General features: G+C 67.6%; 14 protein-coding genes. 6 read left to right on the top strand and 8 right to left on the bottom strand.

The window, feature by feature from the left end:
• The first annotated feature begins 86 nt into the window (after nucleotides 1-86).
• Together ilvD and JWP60_RS15750 are read left to right on the top strand one after the other, a co-directional pair.
• On the top strand, nucleotides 87-1784 hold the full coding sequence (gene ilvD, locus JWP60_RS15755) for a dihydroxy-acid dehydratase (protein WP_299793263.1): 1698 nt from the start codon (nucleotides 87-89) through the stop codon (nucleotides 1782-1784).
• Between the two features lie 254 nt (nucleotides 1785-2038).
• Nucleotides 2039-3583, top strand: coding sequence for an FAD-dependent oxidoreductase (locus JWP60_RS15750; RefSeq protein ID WP_299793260.1), 1545 nt, complete (start codon nucleotides 2039-2041; stop codon nucleotides 3581-3583).
• Here the strand turns inward: JWP60_RS15750 and JWP60_RS15745 are convergent.
• Nucleotides 3569-3817, bottom strand: a complete 249-nt coding sequence (locus tag JWP60_RS15745; RefSeq protein WP_299793257.1) for a TIGR04438 family Trp-rich protein — start codon at nucleotides 3815-3817, stop codon at nucleotides 3569-3571. The two genes, JWP60_RS15750 and JWP60_RS15745, sit on opposite strands and share 15 nt — an antisense overlap.
• Nucleotides 3818-3914: 97 nt before the next feature.
• Here JWP60_RS15745 and JWP60_RS15740 point away from each other — a divergent pair, with 97 nt between their 5' ends.
• Nucleotides 3915-4220, top strand: a complete 306-nt coding sequence (locus JWP60_RS15740; RefSeq protein WP_299793254.1) for a c-type cytochrome — start codon at nucleotides 3915-3917, stop codon at nucleotides 4218-4220.
• Between the two features lie 117 nt (nucleotides 4221-4337).
• Here JWP60_RS15740 and acs read toward each other — a convergent pair whose 3' ends face one another.
• Complete coding sequence (gene acs / locus JWP60_RS15735; RefSeq protein WP_299793251.1) at nucleotides 4338-6323, bottom strand: acetate--CoA ligase; 1986 nt, start codon at nucleotides 6321-6323, stop codon at nucleotides 4338-4340.
• 151 nt (nucleotides 6324-6474) lie between these two features.
• Between acs and JWP60_RS15730 the strand changes: the two genes are divergently transcribed.
• The 3 genes from JWP60_RS15730 to JWP60_RS15720 all read left to right on the top strand — a co-directional run bounded on the left by JWP60_RS15730 (nucleotide 6475) and on the right by JWP60_RS15720 (nucleotide 8701).
• Nucleotides 6475-7074: an ABC transporter ATP-binding protein gene (locus tag JWP60_RS15730; RefSeq protein WP_299793248.1), complete on the top strand. Its 600-nt coding sequence runs from the start codon at nucleotides 6475-6477 to the stop codon at nucleotides 7072-7074.
• Nucleotides 7067-7852 carry an iron export ABC transporter permease subunit FetB gene (gene fetB / locus JWP60_RS15725; RefSeq protein WP_299793245.1) on the top strand — a complete coding sequence of 262 codons (786 nt, stop codon included), beginning with the start codon at nucleotides 7067-7069 and terminating at the stop codon, nucleotides 7850-7852. The genes JWP60_RS15730 and fetB overlap by 8 nt, the downstream gene beginning before the upstream one ends.
• Before the next feature lie 183 nt (nucleotides 7853-8035).
• Nucleotides 8036-8701, top strand: coding sequence for an FCD domain-containing protein (locus JWP60_RS15720; RefSeq protein ID WP_299793242.1), 666 nt, complete (start codon nucleotides 8036-8038; stop codon nucleotides 8699-8701).
• A gap of 165 nt (nucleotides 8702-8866) precedes the next feature.
• On the opposite strand, the gene JWP60_RS15715 is transcribed toward JWP60_RS15720, so the two are convergent.
• The 6 genes from JWP60_RS15715 to JWP60_RS15690 form a co-directional block, all read right to left on the bottom strand.
• Nucleotides 8867-9889 carry a 4-hydroxythreonine-4-phosphate dehydrogenase PdxA gene (locus JWP60_RS15715; RefSeq protein ID WP_299793239.1) on the bottom strand — a complete coding sequence of 341 codons (1023 nt, stop codon included), beginning with the start codon at nucleotides 9887-9889 and terminating at the stop codon, nucleotides 8867-8869.
• Complete coding sequence (locus tag JWP60_RS15710) at nucleotides 9876-11297, bottom strand: MmgE/PrpD family protein (protein ID WP_299793236.1); 1422 nt, start codon at nucleotides 11295-11297, stop codon at nucleotides 9876-9878. Before JWP60_RS15710 ends, JWP60_RS15715 begins: the two co-directional genes overlap by 14 nt.
• 32 nt (nucleotides 11298-11329) lie before the next feature.
• Nucleotides 11330-12394: an ABC transporter ATP-binding protein gene (locus JWP60_RS15705; RefSeq protein ID WP_299793233.1), complete on the bottom strand. Its 1065-nt coding sequence runs from the start codon at nucleotides 12392-12394 to the stop codon at nucleotides 11330-11332.
• A 17-nt stretch (nucleotides 12395-12411) separates the two neighbouring features.
• On the bottom strand, nucleotides 12412-14130 hold the full coding sequence (locus JWP60_RS15700; RefSeq protein ID WP_299793230.1) for an iron ABC transporter permease: 1719 nt from the start codon (nucleotides 14128-14130) through the stop codon (nucleotides 12412-12414).
• A gap of 3 nt (nucleotides 14131-14133) precedes the next feature.
• Nucleotides 14134-15171, bottom strand: coding sequence for an extracellular solute-binding protein (locus JWP60_RS15695; protein ID WP_299793227.1), 1038 nt, complete (start codon nucleotides 15169-15171; stop codon nucleotides 14134-14136).
• Between the two features lie 264 nt (nucleotides 15172-15435).
• On the bottom strand, nucleotides 15436-16132 hold a 697-nt coding region (locus tag JWP60_RS15690; protein ID WP_299793224.1), incomplete at its 5' end, for a lyase family protein.

Here is a 16132-nt window from a genome sequence, read left to right as displayed (position 1 = left end):
ATATTAGTCGCGCCGGAAAATCGGATTGGAAAGAATCAGGGGCGAGGCGTATCCTGCGCCCTTCCCTCTCCCGGACACCAGCCACCATGGACAAGAAGACCATCCCCATCCAGCCGCTGCGCAGCGCCAACATCACCGAAGGCAAGTCGCGCGCGCCGAACCGCTCCATGTACTACGGCATGGGCTACAAGGAGACCGACTTCGGCAAGCCCATGGTCGGCGTCGCCAACGGCCACAGCACCATCACGCCGTGCAACAGCGGCCTGCAGAAGCTGGCCGACGCAGCCGTGCGCGGCATCGCGGAGGCCGGCGGCAATCCGCAGATCTTCGGCACCCCGACGATCAGCGACGGCATGGCCATGGGCACCGAGGGCATGAAGTACTCGCTGGTCAGCCGCGAGGTGATCGCCGACTGCATCGAGACCTGCGTGCAGGGCCAGTGGATGGATGGCGTGCTGGTGGTCGGCGGCTGCGACAAGAACATGCCGGGCGGCATGATGGGCATGCTGCGCGCCAACGTCCCGGCGATCTACGTCTATGGCGGCACCATCCTGCCGGGCAAGTGGCGTGGCCAGGACCTGAACATCGTCAGCGTGTTCGAGGCCGTGGGCCAGAACGCGGCCGGCAAGATCAGCGATGCGGATCTCCGGGAAATCGAGCAGGCCGCGATCCCGGGCACCGGCTCCTGCGGCGGCATGTACACGGCCAACACGATGTCGTCGGCCTTCGAGGCGATCGGCCTGTCGCTGCCTTATTCGTCGACGATGGCCAACCCGCACGACGAGAAGCAGAACTCTGCGCACGAATCGGCCAAGGTGCTGATGGAAGCGATTCGCAAGGACCTGAAGCCGCGCGACATCGTGACCCGGAAGTCGCTCGAGAACGCCGTGGCGGTGATCATGGCCACGGGCGGCTCCACCAACGCGGTGCTGCACTTCCTGGCCATCGCGCATGCCGCCGAGGTCGAGTGGACCATCGACGACTTCGAGCGCATCCGCAAGCGCACCCCGGTGCTGTGCGACCTGAAGCCCTCGGGCAAGTACCTGGCCGTCGACCTGCACCAGGCCGGCGGCATTCCGCAGGTCATGAAGATGCTGCTCAAGGCCGGCCTGCTGCACGGCGACTGCATGACGATCACCGGCAAGACCATTGCCGAGACGCTGGCCGACGTGCCGGATGCACCGCGCGCCGACCAGGACGTGATCCGTCCGATCAGCGATCCGATGTACCGGGAAGGCCACCTGGCGATCCTGAAGGGCAACCTGTCGCCCGAAGGTGCGGTGGCCAAGATCACGGGCCTGAAGAACCCGGTGATCACCGGCCCGGCGCGCGTGTTCGACGACGAGCAGACCGCGCTGAAGGCCATTCTGGACGGCAGGATCAAGCCCGGTGACGTGATGGTGCTGCGCTACCTCGGCCCGAAGGGCGGCCCGGGCATGCCGGAGATGCTGGCGCCCACCGGTGCGCTGATTGGCGCCGGCCTCGGCGAGAGCGTGGGCCTGATCACCGACGGCCGCTTCTCCGGCGGCACCTGGGGCATGGTGGTCGGCCACGTCGCACCGGAAGCCGCGGCGGGCGGCACGATCGCGTTCGTGAACGAGGGCGACTCGATCACCATCGACGCGCTGCAGCTGCGCTTGCAGCTGAACGTCCCCGACGAGGAAATCGCCAAGCGCCGCGCCGGATGGACCGCGCCCGCGCCGCGCTACACGCGTGGCGTGCAGGCGAAGTTCGCATTCAATGCGTCGAGCGCGAGCAAGGGGGCGGTGCTGGACTTGTATTGAGGATTTGATCGCGCGGCGGAACATGCGCCGCGCGATCGTCGGCATTCTTGAACGCAGAAGGCGCAGAAGTGCGCAGAAGGCGCAGAAAAATCCTTGAGGGATGTTCTTCTGCGTGTTCTGCGTTTCTTCTGCGCCTTCTGCGCCTTCTGCGTTCAGAAGTACCGCATTGCACCCCGCCCCAGGTTGTCGTCCCCGTCCTACGCCGGTGACGGCAGGGTCTCCCTAGCATGAAGTCTTTGCCCAGGGAGCACCTCATGGAGACGCTTTCCGTCTGGCGCGGCACGGCGCCGCCGTCCGGCTTTGGCATGCTCGGCGCGGACGTCACGGCCGACGTCGTGATCATCGGCGGGGGCATTACCGGGGTGACGCTGGCCAGCCTGCTCGCCGGCCAGCAGACGCCCGTCAAGCCCAAGGTCGTGCTGCTCGAGGCCGACGAGATCGGCGCCGGCAGCACCGGCAACTCCACCGGCAACCTGTACGAGACCGTCTCCAACGGCCTGCAGGAGATCGCCGCCAAGTGGGGCGCCGAGGTCGCGCGGCAGGTCGCCGCCGAGCGCCGCGCGGCGGTCGCCTTCATCGAGGAGCGCTGCAGCCAGCTGCCGGACGTCGGCTTCCGGCGCTGCCCGCTCGTGCTGTGGGCAGACTCCGCGCACAACGCTTACGTCCGCAAGGAGTACGACGCGCTCGCCGCGGCAGGCTGCCCGGTGGAAATCACCAGCTCCGTTCCTTCCCCCCTGCCGGCGGCGCAGGGCGAGGTGATGGTGCTGCGCAACCAGGCGCAGTTCCAGCCGCAAGCCTATGTGGTGGCGATGGCGCGGCGGGCCGCCGAGGCCGGCGCGAGCGTTCACGAGCACTCGCGCGTGCTGGAGATCGACACCAAGGCCAGGCGCGTGGTCACCGCCTCGGGCAGCGTGACGGCCAGGGAAATCGTCATGGCGACGCATTCGCCCAAGGGCGTGCACCTGGTCCATGCCGAGATGCCTGTGCACCGCGAATATGCGATCGCGCTGGAATGGACAGCCGATGCGCCGCCCGGGCCGGGCACCTTCTGGTGGAAGGCCGGTGAGCACCTGTCCGTGCGCACGCTGCAAGCCGGCGATCGCCATTACCTGATCTGCGCCGGGCAGGAACACAAGGTCGGCATCCACAACGCCACGGCGGGTCTGATGGCGCTGGAGCTGTTGGCCAAGCAGTACTTCGGCGACCGCCCGATCACGCATCGCTGGTCCGCCCAGAACTACCGCGGTGCCGACGCCCTGCCCTACATCGGCCGCAACCACGAGGGCTGCTTCATCGCCACCGGCTTCGCCGCCGACGGGCTCACCTGGGGCACGGTGGCCGCGCGCCTGATCGCCGCGGAACTGCTCGGACACAAGGCGGCCTTTGCCGACCTGGTGAAGCCGGGGCGCATCTCGCTGGTGAAGGGCGCCAAGGCCATCCTCGCAGAGAACGCGCTGGTGATGAAGCAGCTGGTGAAGGACTACCTCACCCACCGCCAGACCGAGAAGCTGGCCAGCCTGGCGCCGGGCGACAGCGCGATCGTCGATGCCGAGGGCGAGACGCTGGCGGCCTGGCGTGCGCCCGACGGCGAACTGTTTGCCGTCTCGAACGTGTGCCCGCACATGGGCTGCAAGGTCCACTGGAACAGCGTGGAGACGAGCTGGGACTGCCCCTGCCACGGCAGCCGCTTCCGCCCGGACGGCACGGTGATCGAAGGCCCGGCATTGCATGGCCTCAAGCGCAAGCACCCCTCGGCGCTGGGCACGGACGGCTCGGGCTCGGGCTCAGCGCCGGCCTGACTTCTTGGTGCCCAGCCCCATCTGGGCGCGATTCTTGTCGATGCGCTCCTGCTTGCGGGCGCTCTCGCGCTCCATCGCCTTGCGCTTGGTGTAGCCCGACATGTCGGCCCACGTCCACCAGACCACGGCCAGCGCGAACGGCGACAAAACCACCCACCAGGACCAGGCGGCCACGACGCCGATCTCCAGGTATTTCAGCGCCAGCAGGACGATTCCCACCCCCAGCAACAGCATGCGTGCTCCTTGTCGATGCCAATCCCGTGCCGGAAGGCGAGGTCAACGCCATCCGTACAATAACGTTGAAGCAATGTAACTCACCCAAAGGTCCCTCATGAAACGAGCGCTGATTGCGCTGGCGACGCTGGCCGTCCTGGCCGCGCCGGCTCTGGCCGACCAGGCGCTGGCCACCGCGAAGAACTGCATGTCGTGCCATGCCATCGACCGCAAGCTGGTCGGGCCCGCCTACCGGGACGTTGCGACCAAGTACGCCGGCCAGAAGGACGCAGTGGACCGCCTGGCCGCCAAGATCATGCGGGGCGGCTCCGGCGTCTGGGGCCCCGTACCCATGCCCGCGAACTCGCAGGTCAACGAAGCCGAGGCGAAGAAGCTGGCGGGCTGGGTGTTGACGCAGCACTGAGGCTCCCTGGCCCAGGAAGAAGCCCGCTTGCAGCGGGCTTTTTCATTCCAGCAACCGGAGGCAGCTTTTTGCGTTTTCTGCGCGACTTTTGCGACTTCTGCGTCCGGCAGTCTGTATTCAGTTCGTCTCTGACAACTGCTCCAGGATCGCCGGGTTCTCCAGCGTCGTGATGTCCTGCGTGATCGCCTCGCCCTTGGCGATACTGCGCAACAGGCGGCGCATGATCTTGCCGCTGCGGGTCTTGGGCAGGTTGTCGCCGAAGCGGATGTCGCGGGGCTTGGCGATCGGGCCGATCTCCTTGGCCACCCAGTTACGCAATTCGTTGGCGATCCGCTTCGCCTCCTCCCCGGTCGGCCGCGCGCGCTTCAACACCACGAAGGCACACACCGCCTCGCCGGTCAGGTCGTCGGGGCGGCCCACCACCGCGGCCTCGGCCACGAGGTCGGTCTTGGAAACCAGGGCCGATTCGATCTCCATCGTGCCCAGGCGGTGGCCCGACACGTTCAGCACGTCGTCGATGCGGCCGGTGATGCGGAAGTAGCCGGTCTTCGCATCGCGCACCGCCCCGTCGCCCGCCAGGTACAGCGTGCCCCCCATCTCCGGCGGGAAGTAGCTTTTCCTGAAGCGCTCGGGATCGTTCCAGATGGTGCGGATCATCGACGGCCAGGGGCGCTTGATCACCAGCATGCCGCCGGCGCCATTGGGCAGGTCCTTGCCGGTCTCGTCGACGATGGCGGCCATGATGCCGGGCAGCGGCAGCGTGCACGACCCGGGCACCAGCGGCGTCGCGCCGGGCAGCGGGGTGATGACGTGGCCGCCGGTCTCGGTCTGCCAGAAAGTGTCCACGATCGGGCAGCGCTCGCCGCCCACGTTCCGGTAGTACCACATCCACGCTTCGGGATTGATCGGCTCGCCCACCGTGCCCAGGATGCGCAGGGAGCCGAGGTCCCAGTTGCGCGGATGCACCTTGGCGTCGGTCTCGGCGTCCTTGATCAGCGAGCGGATCGCCGTCGGCGCCGTGTAGAACAGCGTGACCTTGTGCTTTTCGATCATCTGCCAGAAGCGCCCCGCATGCGGGAAGGTGGGGATGCCCTCGAAGATCAGCTGCGTGGCGCCAGCGGCGAGCGGCCCATAGGCCACATAGGTGTGGCCGGTGATCCAGCCGATGTCGGCGGTACACCAGAACAGGTCCTGCGGCCGCAGATCGAAAGTCCACTCCATCGTGAGCTTCGCCCACAGCAGGTAGCCGCCGGTGGAGTGCTGCACGCCCTTGGGCTTGCCGGTGGAGCCGGAGGTGTAGAGGATGAACAGCGGATGCTCCGCGCCCACCTGCTCGGGTGCGCATTCGCTCGATTGGCCGGCCAGCGCCTCGTCGAAGCTGAGGTCGCGCCCGGCGACCATGTTGCACGCGGTGGCCGTGCGCAGGTAGACCAGCACGGTGCGGATCGTGTCGCAGCCGCCCATGGCCAGCGCCTCGTCGATGATGGATTTCAGCCCCATCTCCTTGCCGCCGCGCATCTGGTAATTGGCCGTGATCACCGCCACCGCACCGGCATCGATGATGCGTTCCTGCAGCGACTTGGCCGAGAATCCGCCGAACACCACGCTGTGCGTCGCGCCGATGCGCGCGCAGGCCTGCATGGCCACGACGCCCTCCACGCCCATCGGCATGTAGATCACGACGCGGTCGCCTTTGCGGATGCCTTGCGCCTTCAGTGCGTTGGCGAACTGGCTCACGCGGGCCAGCAGTTCCCGGTAGCTGATGCGGCTGACGGTGCCGTCATCCGCCTCGAACACGATCGCCGTCTTGTGCTCGGTGGGCGTGCCGATGTGGCGGTCGAGGCAGTTGGCGCTGGCGTTGAGTTCGCCGTCCTCGAACCACTTGTAGAACGGCGCCGCGGATTCGTCGAGCGTGCGGGTGAAGGGCTTCGTCCACTGCACGTGCTCGCGCGCCAGCCGCGCCCAGAAGCCCTCGAAGTCCTGCTCCGCCTCGCGGCACAGCGCTTCGTACGCGGGCATGCCGGAGATGCGAGCGGCCCGCACGATGGCGTCGCTCGGGGGGAAGACACGGTTTTCGACCAGGACCGACTCGATGGCGCTCATGCTTTCTCTCCGATGGTGTGGGGGCTGCCCTTGCCCGGGAATCCGACTTCCCGTCTCCCGAATCTACAACGCCCGGGCCCCGGACCACGCTGGGGCGTCCACCCTATCGTTGGCGCCGGCCGGTCACCGCCGGCACAGGCCACAATCGCGCATGCTCGAAATCCGGGAAATGCGCCGGCTGCACGTCGGCCCCGTGAGCCTGCGACTTGGGTCCGGCTCCTGTGTCTCGATCGAGGGCGCTTCCGGCTCCGGAAAGAGCGTCCTGCTGCGCATGGTGGCCGACCTGGATCCCCACGAGGGCGACTGCTTCCTGGATGGCCATGCCTGTACGGCCACGTCGGCACCCGCATGGCGTCGAATGGTCACCTACGTGCCGGCGGATTCCGGCTGGTGGCACGAACGCGTCGGCGACCATTTCGCGCGCACCGCGGACCTGCCGCAGTTGCTGGCCGCGGTGGGCATGGACGCGGCCGCGGCTGCCTGGCCGGTCGCCCGCCTGTCCACCGGCGAGCGACAGCGGCTCGCATTGCTGCGGGCGCTCCATCCCGGCAACCGCGTGCTGCTGCTGGACGAACCGACCTCGGGTCTGGACGAGCAAAGCAGGAGCCAGGTGGAACAGTTGCTGCGGCAGCTCCTCGACCAGGGGACGGCGATCCTGCTCGTCACGCATGACGGCGCCCTGGCCCAGCGCATGGCGTCCGAGCGATTCGAGATGCGCAAGGGCCGGCTGGAGGGTCGCGTCCATGCATGACTCCCCCGGCTACGCCGAATTGCTGGCCGCCGCCTCCCTGCTGGTGGTCAACGGGATCCTGTCGCTGCGCTTCGACATGCGGGTTGCGCGGCCCCTGCTGATCGCGGGGCTGCGCGCGGCCGTGCAATTGCTGCTGGTGGGCTTCCTGCTGAAATCCGTGTTCGCCTTGAACTCGCCCGTGCTGGTCGCTGGTGTGCTGCTGGTCATGCTGGCGAGCGCCGGGTGGGAAGCGTTTTCCCGACAGCGCAGCCGCTTTGCGGGTGCGTGGGGCTATGGAATCGGCATCGCAGCCATGGCCGCGGGCACATTCCCGGTGACAGCCCTGGCGATCGTGGCGCTGCAGCCCAGACCCTGGTTCGCGGCGCAGTTCACCATCCCGATGTTCGGCATCGTGCTGGGCAGCGCGATGAGCGGCGTCAGCATCAGCCTGAACGCCTTCAACACGGCCCTGGTTCGGGAGCGGGCGGCGATCGAAGCCCAGCTCACGCTGGGCGCCACCAGGCACCAGGCCCTGGCGATGGTGCAACGCGATGCACTGGGCGGCGGCCTGATTCCCGTCCTGAACCAGATGTCGGCCGCCGGCATCATCACCCTGCCGGGAATGATGACGGGCCAGGTGCTGAGCGGCATCCCGCCGCTCGAAGCGGCCAAGTACCAGGTGTTCGTCCTGTTCTTGCTGGCGGGGGCGACCGGTCTGGGCACTCTCGCCACGGTGCTGGCCGCGACGTACCGCGCGACCGACGAACGCCACCGCCTGCGGACGGACCGCCTCACCTGAGCACATCGCCGGCTGGATCGCAGCGCACGAGGCACGGGAATTCACGGTGCCGGTGAGACCCTGTGGCGCCCCAGCGATTCGGCCCGCCGATCCCGCAGCAGCGGAGGACGATCCGCGTGACGGCGGCCACACGCTTCCTATAATCGCCGGCACCGCCGCCTCGTCCACGGGGAGTATTTTTCGATGTCGACGATCCCCGCCATCCATACCACCGAAGGCCGCACGCGACAGATCGCGGAGCAGCTGAAGCAGTTGATCTACGCCGGCGAATTCAAGGCCGGCGATCGGCTGAACGAGGCCGCCCTGGCCGTGCGCATGGGCACCAGCCGCGGCCCGATCCGCGAGGCGATCCGCATCCTCGCCGGCACCGGCCTGGTCACGCCGGTGGTGAACCGCGGCGTGTTCGTGCGCCAGGTGTCGCTCCCCGAATTGCTGGAGATCTACGACCTGCGCGCGCTGGTGTTCGGCTTCGCCGCGGAGCGCGCGGCGGAGAACATCACCGATGCGCAGCGCGCGCAGTTCGAGTCGCTGCTGCAAGGCATGGACACGGCGGCGCAGGCCGACGACAGCGGTCTCTACTACGAGCTGAACGTGCAGTTCCATGCGCAGGTCCTGCAGCTGTCCAACAGCCAGCGGGCGCACCAGCTGTACGACAGCTACGTGAAGGAACTGCACCTGTACCGGCGCCAGAACTTCAATGCGGCGGGCAACATGCGCCGCTCGAACCTGGAACACCGCAGGCTCTACGAGGCGATCGCGCAGGGCGATGCGGCGCGGGCGAAGCAATACGCCGAGGAGCACATCCAGGCGGGCCGCCAACGACTGCTGGCGTCGGCGGACGAGAAGTAGCGCCGGTATTCGTTCATGGCTGTTCAACACGGACATCCGAACGCAAAGGACGCGAAGGTTACGCAAAAGGCGCAAAAGAAAACCATCAAAGTTTTCTGGGTCTTTTTTGCGACCTTTGCGCAACCTTTGCGCCCTTTGCGTTCGGATGTCCGCCTTCGGATGTCCTCAAGCCACCGCGCGATCCTTGCGCGCGGCCGCCATCCGCGCCGCGATCCGGATCGCCTGCTCCAGCGCGCCGGTGTCTGCCTTGCCCTGCCCCACGATGTCGAAGGCCGTGCCGTGCGCGGGCGTGGTGTAGACCGTGCGCAGGCCCGCGGTCACGGTCACGCCCTTGTTGAAACCGAGCAGCTTGGTCGCGATCTGGCCCTGGTCGTGGTACATCATCACCACGCCGTCGAACTCGCCCTTCAGCGCCTTCAGGAAGATCGCGTCGGACGAGATCGGCCCGGTCACCGCGATCCCCTCTTCGGCCAGGCGCCGCACCGCGGGCGCGATCAGCCGGATCTCCTCGTCGCCGAACAGGCCGCCCTCGCCGCAGTGCGGATTGAGTGCCGCCACACCGATGCGTGGGCTGGCGATGCCCGACGCACGCAGGCTGCTGTCGGCCAGCCGCACGGCACTGGCGATGCGTTCCGGCGTGATCATGTCCAGCGCCTGCCGCAGGGCCACGTGCGAGGTGACGCGGAAGGTCGAGAACTGCTCGATCACGTTCATCTCGCCGAAGAAGCCTTCGTGCCGGTTCCAGGCCGCGAACATCTGGTGCTCGTCGGGGTACTTCCAGCCGCCCTTGTGCAAGGCGCCCTTGTTCAGCGGCGCGAACGAGATGCCGTCGATCGCGCCACTCAGCGCAAGCTGCGTCATGAGATGCAGCGTCTCGCCGGTCAGGCGCCCCGACTCCACCGAGACTTCGCCGCGCGGCAGCGTCGCCGGATCGATGTTGCCCAGGTCCAGCAGCGGGATCTCGTCGCGCGACCAGTCGATGTTGGCGACGCGCTCGTAGCTGCGCACCGCGGGCTGCACGCGCGCATCGCGGCAACCGAGTTCCAGCACGCGGGCGTCGCCGATCACGACGATGCGTGCCAGGTCCTTCAGCTTGCCACTTGCCAGCAGGCGGGCGCTGATCTCCGGGCCGATGCCGGTGACGTCGCCCAGCATCAGGCCGAGGATGGGGCGTTCAGCGGCGGTCATGCGCAAGCGCTCCCATCAGGCGGTCGATCGAAGGCAGCGTCTCGAGCTCGCGCACCATGGCAATGACCTCCTCGGCCTGCTGTTTCGGGAAGCGCGCGAACTCGGTGTTCTCGCGGAACTTGTCGGCCACGTCGTCGTAGCTCATGGGCATCGCGGGGCTGCCCTTGCCGAAGTCGGCGCGCCCGCTCACCTTGCGGCCGCCGGCCAGCTCGATGTCGATGATGGTCGTCATCTTGTGGTAACCCGCCGCTTCGGCATCGGCATCCACCCCGAAGTCGACCTTCTCGATCATCTTCTGCACGTCGGGACGCAGCACCACTTCGTCGGTGAATTCGTTCAGGCCCGCCCGCCCTTCCAGCAGCAGGATCGCCATGCAGAACTCCATGGAGAACTTGGCCTGCAACTCGTTCGTGGGTCTGTGGTGGATCAGCGCATTCGGCATGTTGTGATTGGTGCCGACGCGCACGCGCACCACGTCTTTCGCCTGGATGCCATGCTCGCGGATCAGGCGCAGCATCTCGGTCATGCCGGGGTGCGTGAGCGAGCCGCTCGGATGGGGCTTGATCGAGATCCCCGGTTCGGCAAAAGTCCAGGGCTTGCCGAGGCGGCCGGCGATCGCGCTCGGATCCCAGCCGCCGCCGGCGGCGCTGAAGAAGCCCCGCGGCGCTTCGAGGATGCGGTCCGTCGCGGTCCAGCCGTAGCCGGCAAACTGCGCCGCGGCCACGCCGCTCTCCGAGGAGCGGCCGGCGTGGAAGGGCTTGGTCATCGTGCCGAAGTTCTCGCGCAGTCCGGCCGACTGGCTGCCCGCGATCGACAGCGCGCGCGCGGTCGCCTCTTCCGAGAGCCCCATCAACTTCGATGCGGCAGCGGCCGCGGCGAAGGTCCCGCAACTGCCGGTCGAATGGAAGCCGCTCTGGTAGTGGCGCGGGTTGATCGCCTCGGAGATCTTGCACTCCACTTCCACGCCCAGGTGATAGGCCAGCATGGCCTGGGCGCCGCTCGCGCCGGTGGCTTCCGCCATCGCCAGGGCAGCCGGCAGCGCCGGCGCGGTCGGATGCGTGAGCAGGCCGTACACGCGGTCGGTGGCCACGGCCAGCTGCGTGTCGTCGTAGTCGTCGGCGTGGATGCCGACGCCGTTCGCGAAGGCGGCGAAGCGCGGTGCGATCTTCAGGCGCGTGCCGATCACGGTGGCCGGTCCGGCACCCAGGTGCAATTCGTCCAGGTGGCGGCGCACCAGCGCGCCGCAGTGGCTGGCGCCACCCGAGACGGCGAGGCCCAGGCCGTCCAGAATGGATTTCTTGCCGAGGGCAACGACCTCCTGCGGCAGGTCTCCCAGCCGCGCACTGCAGACGAAATCGGAAACGTAGCGGGTCAGGTGCTCGGCGGCCTGCTGGTCGATGATGCTCACGGGGGCTCCTCGGTGTTGTTGGTGTTGCGGATTCAGTGCGCCAGGGCGCGGCAATGCTGCGGCGGCAGCTGCAGCCACACGGTTTCGCCCGGGGCGATGCTCAGGTCGGCGCTCACCAGCGCGCGCACCGTCTCGCCGTCGGCCAACGTGACCAGGTAGTCGCGATGCGAGCCCAGGTAGACCTGGCGCGTCACGGTTGCCTGCACGCAGTTGCTGTCGCCTTCCGGGCGCGTCGCGCTCAGGCGCACGTCGTGCTGGCGCACGGAGACGGCGGTGTCGCCCTGGCCCGCGAAATCGCCCGAGCCGCAGCGCAGGAACAGGCCGTTGCCGGCGGCTACGCCGTCGTGTCCGTCCCAGCCGCCGCGAAAGATGTTGGTGCCGCCCAGGAAGCGGGCGACGAATTCGGTGCGCGGGCGCGCATAGATCTCCTCCGGCGAGCCGGCCTGCTCGATCACGCCCTGGTTCATCACGACGATGAGGTCCGCGGTCGTCATCGCCTCGGCCTGGTCGTGCGTGACGTAGACCGTGGTGTAGCGGTACTTGTCGTGCAGCCGGCGGATCTCGAAGCGCATCTCCTCGCGCAGGTTGGCATCGAGGTTGGAGAGCGGCTCGTCGAGCAGCAGCGTCTCGGGTTCGACCACCAGCGCGCGCGCCAGCGAAACGCGCTGCTGCTGGCCGCCGGAGAGCTCGCCCGGATAGCGCTGCGCCAGTTGCGCCAGCTTGGTGGCGGCAAGGATCGTGTCGGCGCGCTGCTGCGCCTCGGACTTCGACAGGCCGCGCAACTTCAGGCCGTAGGCGACGTTGTCGAACACCGTCATGTGCGGCCAGAGCGCGTAGCTCTGGAAGATCATCGACATGTTGCGCCGCTCGGGCGCCTCGCTCTGCCCGGGCGCCGAGATGCGGCGGCCGCCGACGCGGATCTCGCCGGCATCCGGTTCGATGAAGCCGGCGATCAGCCGCAGCGTCGTGGTCTTGCCGCAGCCCGAGGGGCCGAGCAGGCACACGAGCTGGCCCTTTTCCACCGAGAGCGAAAGCTCCTTCACCACCGGCGCGCTGCCATACCGCTTGGTGAGTCCGTTCAGTTCCAGGAATCCCATTGCCTCTTTCCGGTTGGCTAGCGCAGCGCCGGCAGGCGCGGTCCGCCCAGCAGCGGCAGGCGGTTGGCGATGAGCACCACCGCGAAGGAGACCACGAGCAGCATCAGGCCCAGCACGGAGATCGCGCCGAGGTCACCGCTTTCGTTGAGGTCATAAATGATCACGGAGACCAGCTTGGTGTTGGCCGTGGTCAGGAGGATGGTCGCGGAGAGTTCGCGGATGGTGCCGATGAAGACGAAGCACCAGGTGGCGATCACGCTCGTTCGCAGCAGGGGCGCGGTGATCAGGCGCAGCGTCTTCAGGCGACTGGCGCCCAGGATGCGGCTGGCTTCCTCCAGCTCCGGATGGATGCCGTGGAAGGCCGCGGCCAGCTGCTGGTAGCCGGCCGGCATCTCGATGGTGAGGAAGGCCACCAGCAGGATCCACAGCGTGCCGTACAGCATCAACTGCGGATGCGAGTAGGTGAGGAACAGGCCCACCCCCAGCACGATGCCGGGGATGGCGACCGGCGCGGTCGCCAGTGTTCCCAGCAGGCGCGAGCCGCGCACCGGAGTGCGTGCCACGAAATACGCGGCCAGCAGCGCCAGGCCCGTGCCTAGGGTCGCCGTCGAGAATCCGAGCACGAAGGTGTTCCACATCGCCAGCCGCGTGGCCGAGAACTCGAAGAACACGAAGCGGAAGTTGTGCAGCGTGAGCCCCGGGACACCGTTCTTCGTCAGCGCCATCTTCACGAGTGCGCCATAGGGCAGCAGCACGGTGAGCGACAGCACCGCGAGCGCGAAGAACAGCCCCAGCGGCATCCAGAAACCCAGGCGCGTCACGCGCGGCTCGCCGCTCTTGCCACCCAGCACCGTGTAGCCCTTGCGCCCCAGGATCCAGGCCTTGCCTTGCAGCAGCAGCACGGTGATGCCCAGGAGTGGCAAGGAGGCCGCCGCGGCGAGGCCCGGTTTGGGCGGGTACTGGAACAGGCTCCAGATCTTGGTGGTGATCACATGGAAGCCGGCGGGCAGCGCCAGGATGGCGGGGGAGCCGAACATGGTCAGCGCCTGCAGGATCGCGATCAGCGAGCCCGCCAGCATCGCGGGGAGCACCAGCGGCAGCGTGATGCGGCGCAGGGTGGTCCAGGCGCGGCCGCCGAGGATGGAGGACGCATCCTCCAGGTCCGAAGGCACGCGGTCCAGCCCGTTGGCCACCAGCGTGAAGACATAGGGGAAGGTGTAGCACGCGATCGCGAACACCAGCCCGCCGAAGCTGTAGATGTTCAGCAGCGGCGCGTCGTACTGTTGGCCGCCAGCGAGCGCGCGCCAGGCGACGTTGAGGAGACCGCTGTTCGGCGCGGCCAGGATCTCCCAGGCGATCGCGCCCAGGAAAGGCGGGGTCACGAACGAGGCCGTGACCAGCACGCGCACCAGCCGCCGCCCCGGCATGTCGGTCCGCGCGACCAGCCAGGCCAGCGGCGTGGCGATGGCGCACGAGAGCGCGCCCACCGCCAGCGCCATGGCGATGGCCACCAGGAAGGGCTTGCGCATGGTTGCGTCCGCAACCAGCGCCGCGAAGTTGGCCAGCGTGAGCCGGCCGTCCTGGTCGACGACGCTGTAGTACGCGAGCCAGGCCAGCGGCAGCAGCACCAGCACCGCCAGCACCGCGGCCAGCAGCCAGAACGCCGGCTTGAGCAGGTCGATGCGCAGGGGCGGCCGCGCCACCGAGACCGGCGCTTCCGGGAGGGCGACGGCCATCCGTCAGGTCCCGAAGTACTCTTCGTATTTCTTCTTGATGGCCTCGGCGTCGAGCTTGGTCGGATCCGAATTCAGCAGCTTGATCTGCGACAGCGGCACGCGCCCCGCCTTCTCCTTCACCTCGGGATGGAAGGAGCGCAGGCCGCCCACGTCGCTGTTCAACTGCTGCGCCTCGCGCGTGAACATGAAGTGGTAGAACAGCTTCGCCGCATTGGGGTCGGGCGCGTTCTTCAGGATGGCAGCGTTGCCCACCACCAGCGGCGTGCCCTCGGGGGCGTAGACCGGCTCGATCGGCACGCCGCTTTCGCGCAGCAGGAAGACGTTGTATTCGTTGCCGTCGGCCATGATGGGGCGCTCGCCGGCGGCGAGCTTCTTGGGCGGCTCGGTCGAAGACTGCACCTGCATGATCTTCTGCTTGCCCAGTTGCTCGAAGTACTTCCAGCCCAGGCTGGTCTGGCTCAGCGCCTGGGTGCCGGTCATGATCGTGCCGCTGTAGCCGGGATGCGCCTTGACGATCTTGCCGGCCCACTTGGGATCGAGCAGGTCGGCATGCGACTTGGGCGCCTGGTCCTTGGACACCAGCTTGGAGTTGTAGGCAATCACCGAGAGGTGCGCCCGGTAGGCCGCGAACTGGCCGTCCGGGTCCTTGTATGCACTGGGCCAGAACTTGGCGACGTCGCTCGGCACGGCCGGCTGCAGCCAGCCCTGCTTCTTGAAATACACGAAGTGCACGGCGTCGGAAGTCTCGACGACGTCGGCGTTGTAGATCTTGCTGCCGTATTCCTGGTTGATGCGCTGGAAGATGCGCTCTGCGCCCGAGCGCTCGACCTGCACCTTGACGCCCGGGTATTTGGCCTCGAAGGCCCGGGCCAATTTCTCGGCGACTTGCACGTCGGTGGCCGAATACCAGACGACCTTGCCTTCCTTCTGCGCCGCGGCCACCAGTTGCGGTGTCACGTCATAGGGCGGGGGCGCCTGGGAATGGGCCACGCCGCAGGCGAGTGCGGCCACCAGCGCCAGGACGGCGGGCTTGGCTGACATGCTGTCTCCTTCAGGCGGCCTCGACGGACCGCGCCGCGCATTATTGGAGACGCACTTTTAAAGTGTCAACAGTTCAGACCATAGCGTAGACACTGATGGAAGAAAGGCCTAAGGGGAAGCCCCCGTGCGTGCAAGAGGGCTGGCGCTCATGCGAGCGATCTTGAAGTCTTGCCTTCATTTCCGCTGTTTCACTTCCGCGCTTTTGGCTGTTCCTTCTGCGCCTTCTGCGTTCAAAAAGCCAGGATCCACCCACCGCGCAAAAATTCAGACCATCTGCTCAGGCTTCACCCACTGATCGAACTGTTCCCCGGTCACATGGCCTGACGCAATGGCTGCCTCGCGCAGGCTGCTGCCTTCCTTGTGGGCCTTCTTGGCGATGGCGGCCGCCTTGTCGTAGCCGACGTGCGGATTGAGCGCGGTCACCAGCATCAGTGAGCGCTGCACGAGTTCGGCGATGCGCTCGCGGTTCGGCTCTATGCCCACCGCGCAGTGGTCGTTGAAGCTGCGCATGCCGTCGGCCAGCAGCCGCACGCTTTGCAGGAAGTTGTGCGCGATCATCGGCCGGAACACATTCAGCTCGAAGTTGCCCGAGGCGCCCCCGAAGTTCACCGCCACGTCGTTGCCGAACACCTGGCAGCACAGCATCGTCATCGCCTCGCTCTGCGTCGGGTTGACCTTGCCCGGCATGATCGAGGAGCCCGGCTCGTTTTCCGGCAGGGCCAGTTCGCCCAGGCCCGAACGCGGGCCCGAACCCAGCAGGCGGATGTCGTTGGCGATCTTGAACAGGCTGGCGGCCACGGTGTTGATGGCGCCGTGGGTGAACACCATGGCGTCGTGCGCGGCCAGGGCCTCGAACTTGTTGGGCGCCGTGGTGAAGGGCAGGCCGGTGATCTCGGCGATCTTGTCGGCCACCATCTCGGCGAAGCCGATCGGGGCGTTCAGGCCGGTGCCGACCGCGGTG

It is taken from the genome of Ramlibacter sp. (assembly GCF_028291745.1).
Lineage (GTDB): Bacteria > Pseudomonadota > Gammaproteobacteria > Burkholderiales > Burkholderiaceae_C > Ramlibacter.
This window is presented reverse-complemented; position numbering and strand designations above follow the sequence as displayed.